The sequence below is a fragment of the Marinobacterium mangrovicola genome (assembly GCF_004339595.1).
GTDB lineage: Bacteria > Pseudomonadota > Gammaproteobacteria > Pseudomonadales > Balneatricaceae > Marinobacterium_D > Marinobacterium_D mangrovicola.
In genome coordinates this window covers 303,129-313,361 of record NZ_SMFU01000011.1, presented here as the reverse complement: position 1 = coordinate 313,361, position 10,233 = coordinate 303,129, and the positions used below count along the sequence as shown (strand labels likewise).

Below are 10,233 nucleotides of genomic sequence, written 5' to 3'. Positions count from 1 at the left end.
TCCTCTACTGCGATCTCGCAGAAGGGGTTGAGTGCCATTTTGACGTTGGCCAGATCCACGTCGGAGTTATCGGCCTTGACGCGTACCTTGACGTTATAGTCGATGACGCGTTTTACGCTAACGAGTATTTTCACTTCCTGTCCTGCCTTTCCTTTCCAGCAATCCTTGAGCGACCTCTGTGCCCTCGGGCTTAGAGCTGCTGATAAGTCAGCATCAACGCCACCAAAATTAGATCCGCAACGATAAACGGAAACACGCCCCGGAATATTTTCTCCAGAGTCACGTAGTCTTTAGCCACAGAATGGATCACGAACACGTTCAGTCCTACCGGCGGAGTGATCATTCCTATTTCAAGCAGCTTGGCTACCAGAAGACCGAACCAGACCTTGTCGATGCCATAATCCGCAAGCAGCGGCAGGAACAGCGGTAACGTAAGTAGCATCGCCCCTATAGGCTCAAGAAACATTCCCAAAGCAAGATAGATAAATGTGATTACCAGCAGAATGACAAGCAGGCTGAAGCCGTTTGAATCGATCCAGTCGGCGATTTCCCAGGAGATACCGGTCAACGCGATCAAGCGCGTAAAAAGAGTCGCCCCGATAACGATCATAAACAGCGAACCACTGGCGAGCAGGGTGTCGCTGATCGCACTGACAAAACGCTCCCGCTGCAGCTCTTTTCTGAGTACACCGATGATAATCGTCGCCAGCGCGCCTACGGCACCTGCTTCAGTTGCGGTAAACAGGCCGCCGAACAGACCTCCGAATACGACCAGAATCAGTACCAGTACCGGCCAGATCGCCAGCGTTGCGGCCAAGCGCTCTTCCCGTTTTACACCCTCGGCAAGCGGCAGGCTTTCTGGCGAGCGCCAGTAAACGAACCAGACGACACAGAAGTAGAGGAACATGGAGATCAACCCGACGATCAAGCCGCCGGCAAAGAGTTTGTTGATCGATACTTCGGCCTGGATACCAAAGATGATCAGCAGAATACTGGGCGGGATCAGCGCGCCGATGGTGCCCCCAGCAGCAACAGCGCCAGTGGCGACTCGGACGTCGTAGTTATTGCGATGCATCTCCGGAATGGCGATACGGCCGATGGCTGCACTGCAGGCCACGGATGAACCGGTCACCGCCGCGAAGCCGCTGGCGCCACCGATTGAAGAGATCGCCAAGCCGCCGGGCAACCAGCCCAACCAGGCTCGTGCGGCCTCGAAAAGCCCCCGGGTCATTCCCGTGTGATAGGCCACAAATCCCATCAGCAGAAACATCGGCACTGAACTCAGCGTCCAACTGGCTGAGAAGCTGTAGGGTATAGCTGTCACCATACTCAGCGCCGAATCGACACCGACAATCGCATAGATACCGAAGAATGACACCAGCATCAGCGCCATTGCGATGGGCACCCGGGCAAAGATCAGCAACAGCACCGCGAGCAGAGAGAGAAAACCAACCAAAATCGGATCCATGGCTCAGGCTCCCTCTTGCTTGGCTTGGTTGCTGCTGACGTCGATCGCGCCCCTGCCCTCGTCAAGGTCTTGAAGCTTGCCCCTGAATACATGAGAGGCCAGCGTGACAACGCGAATTACACAGACAAACCACATAAGTCCAAGAAAGACCGGCAAAATCCAGTAACTGGGCCAGGTGTAGAAAATATCGACACCGGACTCCACGTAAGCGCGTTTTTCGGTCTGTTCCAGCGCCTCACCCAGGCTGCCCCAGGTGAGAATGCCGTAGACGCAAACGGAGATGATGAAGCCCAGCAGCGTAACCGCCTGCTTCTTTCTGGCCGATAACAGATCGGTAAACACCGTCGCTTCAACATGCCTGCGATGCACTTCTGCATAGGCGATAGGCATAAAGCTGACGGCAACCATGTAGTACTTGCTCACCAGTTCCGAAGTAGCGGGAAAACCCGATCCGGCAACGGCACGCATCACCACATCGATAACGATCTGCGCCACCATCAGCATCAGAACCACCGTACCCAACACCAGCGTGATTTTACTCACCCAGCGCTCAATAGACTTCATCATCGTTTACGTCTCTTGGATCAGTTGCCGTAGTCCGTAAGCTTGCGGTCCGCCCAGATCTCCTTGTAGCGAAGCTCTGCCAGCTCGTCGGCGCTGTTCACCGTTTTCACCAGCTCACTCCACTTTTCAACCAGCGCCAGGTAGCGGTCCACCTTCTCCTGAGCGTTGGTTACGCCGCGGTCTGTCAGGGTTTTGGTGACTTGCTGCAAGTGATTGCTGCGGAAGGCTTCCATCCGGGTCTCGAACTCTTCGCTGGGCTCGATAAACTCGATATCGCGCTTCAGCGCTTCTTCGGTCGCCTCGTCCCGCGCATCGCGCCAGCCCTGGCCGCCATAGGTCTGCGCGTACTGAGCCGCACGCACCAGCGCATGGCGCTCCTCTTCGTTCATGTCGTTCCAGAGGCGATGGGAGACATTGGGCATCGCCGCCGAGTTGAATACACCCTGGTTGATATTGGTGACGTACTTCACCACGTCGTAGAGACCGACATTTTTAAGATCCGAGGTGGCGCTGTAGGTACCGTCGATCACGCCGGAATTCATCGCCTCGAACATATCGCTGGTCGGCATCTGTATCGCTTCACCGCCCATATCCGAGATGAAACGGGTGAACACCGAACCCGGAGTACGAATCCGCATACCCTGCAGGTCCTCAGCGCTGCGCACCGGCTTGGTGGTCAGCAGCTCGTAGGTTGTGGTCGCATCGGAGCCGGTGTAAACCTGACCATTTTTGGCAAACTCGGCCACACACTCTTTGCAGGTTGATACATATTCAGACGCCGCCGATGCCAGCGCCCAGTTATCCGTGCCTATAATCGAAAGCTCGCCTGGCAGCATGCTTTCGGGATAATCCGCAGCGAAATAAGGCAGCACCATAGTACCCATTTCAACAACGCTATCCTTAAGCCCTTTATTCATTTCTCCAACACTGATAAGACCCGACGGGGTGTCGCGTACTTTCCACTCACCATCGGTAAATTCACGAAGCTTTTCATCCATTTTAGGAAAAGCCGTGGTGGCCATTACATGGGATGGACCAAAACCACTTACAGCACGAATGGTTTTAGCTTCAGCATCAAAAGCTGTAAAAGCCAGGGATATGGCAACGGCACCGGTTAAGGCGTGGATAGAGTTCTTCATGATTTCACCTTTTTATTATTAGAAGTCTTTTCAGCCAATACTCAGGCCTCAGGGTAAATCCAGTTACAATCTATTCTCGATATATAGAGCAACCCGATGAAGGGGGAAGAACGGATTGCCCTATATTCAAGCGATGTAATTAGAATTTATACATGGCCATCACTTCCACCTGGGAACCTGCCGGTCTCTGAGAAGTGTTTGCAGCGGAAGGCGGACGGTTGGCTACGTTCTGGTCGCGGAACTCGATACCAAAATCGACGCCTGTAGAGTGGGTATAGATCAGGTTAACCAGCGCAAGCTTGAGGGTATCCTCATCCATGCCAGCGGCAACTTCATCCGCTTTGGTCTGGCCATACCGGATATTGGCGCGCCATTGGTCATTGAATTTATGACTAGCCCCCACCGCAAAACCGGTAGTTCTGATCAGCTCGTCTTTGACCGGGTTATAGTCACTGGTTGCCGGCCCCATCGCTCCGTTGTAGCCCCAGCCCGCATAGATACCTGCGCCTTCACCAGTAAAGCCACTGAGCGAGAAACTGGTATTGCCGAAGCGAAACTTACTGGCCAGAGAGATGGCTGCACCAAAGTCAGATTCATCCCCTACGGTTTCCACCTCACGCCCTGTAATCGCAAGGTTGAAGGCATGTCCGCCCTGGGTGCGCTTGGTGTAGGCAACGACCATATCGGGATAATCGGCATCCTCATAGACCGGGTCCTGGAAGGTAAAACGGAATCCGCCCAGGCTGTAATGCAGCACCAGATCGGGACGGATAACAGCGCCATTGCCGGCCAGAGTACCTGTGCCCACGCCCCAGAGGTTAATCATCTCTGTATCGAACGGAGCGGTGGCGAAGAACTGTCCATTCCATGTCTGACCGACTGTCAGGTTGTCGACGCTGATGTAGGCATGACGCAGTCGCATCGCATAGGTACTGTCATTATTGGTCGTATTGTTGTCCCAGAAGTCACTTTCGATGAATCCACGCACCTGATGTCCATCGACATTTTTTGCCGCGGAGAAATTGATACGGGACTGGCGGGCGCCACCTTCAAAAAAGTTATCATCGTCGTCCGGCATACTGAACACGCCTTCCGCTTTAACGTAACCACCTACACTGAAAGTTGTTCCGTTAAATTCACCCAATTCCAGCGCAGACACCTGCGATGATAATCCAGCCACCATGATAGCAGCCGCGATCTTTTTTATTTTCATCTACCTAAATCCTTATTTATTTTAATTTTAAGGTATTCAAAAAATAATCAAACAATGGCGTTATTTATAGACAAATACCGCAATCATTTATGAGTTATAGACAGGGAATTAAATTCAACTTCTTATTTAACTCTTCCTTAATCCTTAGTATTCAAAAATCCCCGGGGCTAACCCCGGGGTAAGTGCTCTCAGGCAAAGGAGCACGGGCCTAGCTCACCTCTAAATCTGCAAGTTTCTTTTTGTTTTCATCCTCCATCTCCTGAATTCGTCGCCAGAGTATTTTCCCGCTGCCCGACTTGGGCAGGGCATCGATAAACTCGACGATGCGCGGGATTTTGTACGCGGCCATGTGCTCGCGGCTCCATTCGATAATCGATTCCGGCGTAGTGAGGTCATACTCGCGTTTCAGGACAATCAGGGCCTTGACCGTTTCGCCACGTTTTTCATCCTGAGCCGCAATAACGCAGGCTTCCTGCACGGCCGGATGACGGTGCAACACGGTTTCAACCTGGCTCGGCCAGACCTTGTAGCCGGAGGCATTGATCATTCGCTTGATACGATCGACCAGGAACAGATAACCATCCTCATCCATCCGCCCAAGATCTCCGGTGCGCAGGTAACGAACGCCATCAAGCTCGACAAACTCCTTGGCGTTGGCCGCATCGTTCTGCCAATAGCCACGGCACAACTGCGGGCCGGCGAACAGCACTTCGCCTACCTCTCCGACCGGCATATCCTCCAGGGTGGTGAAATCGACGATACGCACATCGGAATTCAGGCAGGGCAAGCCACCGCACTGACTTTTCGGTGCATGCAGCGGATTGGTGGTACCCGGGCAACCGGTTTCGGTCATCCCCCAACCCTCGTGATAGGTCAGGCCGCAGAGCTGATGCAGATGTTCGGCTACCGCTTCCGGCATGGAGGCGCCGCCGCCGAGCAAAACCCGCAGCGAAGCGATCTCTTCTTTATCGAAATCGGGCGCATTGATCAGGTCGATCACCATGGCCGGAACAGTGGGCCAAACAGTGACTCGATAATTGTGAATGGCATGGGCCGCTACGGTGCGATCCCAACGCGGCAGAATCACCATGGTGGCACCCTGGGCGATGGTGGAATTCATGCCCGCCTGCAGGCCCACCACATGGAACATCGGCGCAACAACAAGGATGCTGTCATCGGCGCGGATACCAAACCAGTCGTAGATGGCCCGCATGGCATGCTGCGCGGATACGCTATCGTGCATGCAGCCTTTCGGATTACCGGTGGAGCCCGAGGTGTAGGGCAGCATCACCAAGTCATCCAGCGATGTCTGTACCGGCTCCATCGGCTCGCCCTGCGCCAACGCATCACGCCAGCGGGTAAAGGATTTCAGGCTCTGCAGAGAATCAGCAAAGGGCGGCTGGCTGACAAATTCAGGAACCGGCAGATCGGTCTCGGCACGCAGGTAATCGCTGTACTCAATGCCGATAACACTGACACCGAGCCCCGCAACAATCTTCTCGAACGATTCATTCAGTTCGGTGGCCGCGAACAGCGCCTTGGCACCACTATCCTCCAGCAGGAAAGCGAGCTCCTCCTCCACCGACATGGGGTTCATCGGTACCGCAACACCGCCTGCGCACAGGATGGCGTAAAAGGCGATCACATACTGGGGGCTGTTCTGCGAAAAGATCCCGACCCGATCCCCTTTCCCAACGCCCGAATGCTGCGTCAGCCATCCCGCCATCCGGCAGCTGGACTCATACAGCTCCCGGTAGCTGATCTCGGTTTCATAGAAAACCATCGCAATTTTTTCAGGATGTTTTCTGTACGCTTTTTCCAGATTGGAAAAAACGGTCTCGGTCGGAAGTGCAACCTCATGGGGCATGCCCGGAGGCCACGATTTGAAGTTTTTCTTGTACATACTTCACATCCCTTTTTATTGTTTTGAGCCAACTGCAGGTCAAAACCATACAGTTATGTATCCAATTTATTATTATCCGTTCCTGGCCAGGCTTAATGAGCACCAGAGACGGGCAGATATCTGATCAGTAGCGAAAAATGTCCGCGGCGGGCGCGGCGGCGGCGTCTTCTAGATAGTTGAGCACCTGCCTCTCCAGTCCGTGGACTTCGGCCAGGGTGTAACGGCTGTAAAACTCTGCGCTCTGGCGCCAGGATTCGAGGGTCTGCTCTGCGTAGCGTTCAGAGCCCCGTGCCTGCAACGCACGCACAGCGCACTGCAGCATTAGCCAGCCGCCGACGGTATTACCCGCCAGCATGAGGAAAGGAACGGAGATAAAGCGGATGTTCTCGATACCCGAGTCGCCGAGCGCGATGATCCGCTCGGCGCAGCCTTCGAGACTGTTCAGCGCCTCTTCCAGCGCACTGATCGGTTTGCGCAGTTCCGTGGCGAAAGCCTGGGATTCCTGCAGCGTGGTGCGTATTTTTGCCACCAGCAGCGATAGTCCCTCGCCCTTATCCCGCAGCAGTTTGCGGCTCACCAAGTCGTTTGCCTGAATCCCTGTGGTGCCTTCGTAGATTGGGCAGATACGCGAGTCCCGCCAGATCTGGGCAACGCCGGTCTCTTCGACAAAGCCCATGCCGCCATGAATCTGGATCGCCAGCGAGGCAACCTCAACGGCGGACTCCGTCGCCCAAGCTTTAAAGATCGGTGTCATCAGACTGACGAAGGTGTGCTGCCGGGCAGACTCGGCGGTATCGTCACTGCTCTCGCACAAATCCTGGGCTTCGGCGATCACCATCGCCATGGCGCGCATGGCGCGGGTGCGGGAGGTCATAAGCATCAGCATGCGGCGCACATCTTCATGCTCGGCAATAGCCACAGCAGTGGACGGATCTTCCGCCTTGCTGCCCTGTACCCGTTCAAAGGCGTAGGCCCGGGCTTTCTGCAGCGCCGCTTCCGCCGACGCAACCCCTTCCATACCCACGGTGAGGCGCGCCGCATTCATCATCACGAACATCGCCGCCAGGCCGCGGTTGGGCTCACCTAGCAGATAGCCCGTGGCGCCGCCCTGATCGCCAAATACCAAGGTACAGGTGGGACTGGCGTGAATACCTAGCTTGTGTTCGATAGAGACGCACTGCAGGTCGTTTCTGTTACCCAGGCAGCCATCATCGTTGACCAGGAACTTGGGCACCAGAAACAGGGAGATGCCACGCACACCTTCAGGAGCGTCGGGCAGGCGAGCAAGGACCAGATGGATGATGTTTTCGGCGAGATCATGCTCACCGAAAGAGATAAATATTTTCTGCCCGGAGATACGGTAGGTGCCATCGGGCTGAGGAATCGCCCGGGTGCGGATGGCGCCGACGTCGGAACCGGCCTGGGGCTCAGTGAGGTTCATGGTCCCGGTCCATCGGCCGGCCACCATGGGCTCAAGATAAAGTTCTTTGATATAGGCTGAGCCGATCAGGTTGATCGCTTCGATGGCGCCCTGGGTCAGTCCGGCGCACATGTTAAATGCCTTGTTGGCGGAGCTGAACATCTCGGTGATCGGAGAGCTGACCAGCCAGGGCAGCCCCTGCCCACCGAGCTCTTCAGGCAGACCTACGCTGTTCCAGCCCATCTCGGTCAACTGGCGATAAGCGCCGACAAACCCTGCGGGGGTTTTGACCTCGCCATCCTCGAATCTCAGTCCTTCGCAGTCTCCCGGACGGTTCAGAGGTTCGAGAACCCCTGTTGCAAATCGGCCGGCCTCTTCCCAGATAGAGAACACCAGGTCATCGCTGACCAGATCGTTCTTACCTGTGGCCTTTTCCAGGTCCACCAGCTCGTTGATCAGGAAACGCAACTCATCCAGAGGTGCTTGATAGCTCATCGGTCAGCCTGCCTACGTTTGTTTTTATATTTCTTGGCTGCAGCTTGGATTTTTTCTCTGCCGATACGGCTACCCGACAGAAACGGAACCGAACCCGGCAACAGGGTCTAATCAAGCTGCTTTGTAGGGTCACAGGCTAGCTTTGAACATACGATAGTGTATGTAGGAAAATTCTGATTCTATAAACTTTGCTGGATAAGCCCTGAGTGGATACAACATAATCAGGGTGTTAGTCCCCAGTAAGCCCTGACAACAAAAACAACAAGGGACGTTTGATGCCCCCTGAACTCAACAAAAAGCGGGATGCTCCGTTCTTTAACGAGCGCTCCTATCAGGTACTGGTCGAACAGTCGCTGGTGGGAATCTATCTCATCCAGGATGAGGTGATGCGCTACTGCAACAGTGCCTTCGCCGCCATCACCGGTCGCACCACCGCTGAAATCATCAATAAGCCCATCGCGCCGATACTGACGCCGGAAAGCCTGCAGACGGTGCGCGATCATATCGAAAGACGCTATCGCGAGGGGCCAGGAGCAACCGCACGCTTCTTCACCCAGGCCAGGCATGTGGAAGGCTATCTGGTCGATCTGGAAGTGCATGGCCGCGCCATTATCTATGAAGGCAGGCCTGCGGTGGCAGGAGTCGCGGTCAACATGACGCTACAGCTGAACTACCAGCGGGAGCTGAGAAACTCGCATCAGCAGTTGCAGTTGATCAGCCGCTACGCCAACCGGGTGCGCGAGCATCAACGCCATGAAACGGCGCGTGATATCCATGACGTTCTCGGCGGGCTGCTAACATCGATCAAGCTCGGCGCCACCCGTCTGCTCAGCCAGAGTGATCCGGGAGAGATTATCGAGATCGCCGAAGATATCATCGGTCTTGCCCAGGAAAGTATCGACTTCGCCCGCCATAAATCGGAGCAGCTGTACCCCGCAACGCTGAACTATCTCGGTCTGCTGCCAGCCATCGAAAATCTGCTGAAACAGCAGCGCAGCCGCAGCATGCTGCGTTACAGGCTGCACTGTGAAGATAGCCTGCCGACGCTGTCCCAGGAGCAGTCGCTGGTGATCTACCGCACCGTGCAGGAATCGCTGACCAATGTGATACGTCACGCCGAAGCCAGCCAGGTGGTGATCGAAATCCGCCACATCGAGGGCATGCTCAGCGTGGTCATCGACGATGACGGCATCGGCTTTGACTCAGCGCCCAAGCGAGAAAACTCCTTTGGGTTGCTGTTTATGCGCGAGCGGGCAGCCGAATATGGCGGTGAGCTACATGCAGCGAACGCTCCGTTGGGCGGCACCCGTATCTCGCTGACCCTGCCGGTCATCGATATGAACTCAAGCCAGGGAGAAGATGAAAATGACTGATCGGATTCAGGTTCTTCTGGTGGATGACCACACCATTTTCCGCTCAGGTTTTGCCAAACTCCTGGCCGACAACGACCGCTTTAACGTGATCGCCGAAGCTGCGAGCATCGAGGAAACCCTGGCGCAGCTGGAGGACACACCGCAGATAGAGCTGGTGGTGCTCGATATAAACCTGGGCGGCACCAACGCACTGGAGCATATCGATGCGCTGCGTCAGTGTTCACCCAGCATAAAGATACTGGTGATGTCGATGTATCCAGCCAGTCAGTTCGGGCCTGCGGCTTACAAGGCGGGAGCCGATGGCTACCTGTCCAAGGACGCCTCACCTCCTGAGCTGTTCAGCGCCCTGGCTAAACTTGCAGCAGGCGAAGCCTATGAGCACCCCTGCCTCGCGAGCGGCGAAGAGCGGGAACAGATCAAAGGCTACCCCCATGAACGCCTTTCAGAACGCGAGCTCGGCATCCTGAAATGCATCGCCGACGGTGACTCGTTAACCGAGATCGGCGAGAAGATGTTTCTCAGTGTAAAAACGGTGAGCACTTACCGCGGCAGGATTCTGGAGAAACTCGGGCTCACCAACAACGCGGAGCTCATCAAGTATTCGCTGGTGCATGGACTGACATTAACCAGTTACTGATGCAGCACCCGGCAAGGAGTT

Annotated in this window: 8 protein-coding genes and 1 pseudogene; 2 read left to right on the top strand and 7 right to left on the bottom strand. The window is 55.3% G+C overall.

Annotation, left to right across the window (positions count from 1 at the left end):
• From CLV83_RS22805 to CLV83_RS18460, 7 genes and pseudogenes are all read right to left on the bottom strand, one after another.
• Positions 1-134 (bottom strand): annotated as a pseudogene (locus CLV83_RS22805) (electron transfer flavoprotein subunit beta/FixA family protein); the annotation flags it as partial.
• 56 nt (positions 135-190) lie between these two features.
• Entirely contained in the window at positions 191-1,468 is a 1,278-nt protein-coding gene (locus CLV83_RS18485) for a TRAP transporter large permease (protein WP_132296024.1), read from the bottom strand.
• 3 nt (positions 1,469-1,471) lie between these two features.
• On the bottom strand, positions 1,472-2,035 hold the full coding sequence (locus CLV83_RS18480) for a TRAP transporter small permease (RefSeq protein WP_243642435.1): 564 nt from the start codon (positions 2,033-2,035) through the stop codon (positions 1,472-1,474).
• A 17-nt stretch (positions 2,036-2,052) separates the two neighbouring features.
• Positions 2,053-3,171 (bottom strand): C4-dicarboxylate TRAP transporter substrate-binding protein, encoded by a 1,119-nt coding sequence (locus CLV83_RS18475; RefSeq protein WP_132296022.1) that lies wholly within the window; start codon positions 3,169-3,171, stop codon positions 2,053-2,055.
• A 139-nt stretch (positions 3,172-3,310) separates the two neighbouring features.
• Positions 3,311-4,384, bottom strand: a complete 1,074-nt coding sequence (locus tag CLV83_RS18470) for a porin (protein ID WP_132296019.1) — start codon at positions 4,382-4,384, stop codon at positions 3,311-3,313.
• 208 nt (positions 4,385-4,592) lie between these two features.
• Positions 4,593-6,287 (bottom strand): long-chain-fatty-acid--CoA ligase, encoded by a 1,695-nt coding sequence (locus tag CLV83_RS18465; protein WP_132296017.1) that lies wholly within the window; start codon positions 6,285-6,287, stop codon positions 4,593-4,595.
• Between the two features lie 124 nt (positions 6,288-6,411).
• Positions 6,412-8,202: an acyl-CoA dehydrogenase gene (locus CLV83_RS18460; RefSeq protein ID WP_132296014.1), complete on the bottom strand. Its 1,791-nt coding sequence runs from the start codon at positions 8,200-8,202 to the stop codon at positions 6,412-6,414.
• Between the two features lie 275 nt (positions 8,203-8,477).
• Between CLV83_RS18460 and CLV83_RS18455 the strand changes: the two genes are divergently transcribed.
• Together CLV83_RS18455 and CLV83_RS18450 are read left to right on the top strand one after the other, a co-directional pair.
• Positions 8,478-9,575, top strand: coding sequence for a PAS domain-containing sensor histidine kinase (locus tag CLV83_RS18455; RefSeq protein WP_132296011.1), 1,098 nt, complete (start codon positions 8,478-8,480; stop codon positions 9,573-9,575).
• Entirely contained in the window at positions 9,568-10,212 is a 645-nt protein-coding gene (locus tag CLV83_RS18450; RefSeq protein WP_132296008.1) for a response regulator, read from the top strand. The genes CLV83_RS18455 and CLV83_RS18450 overlap by 8 nt, the downstream gene beginning before the upstream one ends.
• The last annotated feature ends 21 nt before the right edge of the window (positions 10,213-10,233 follow it).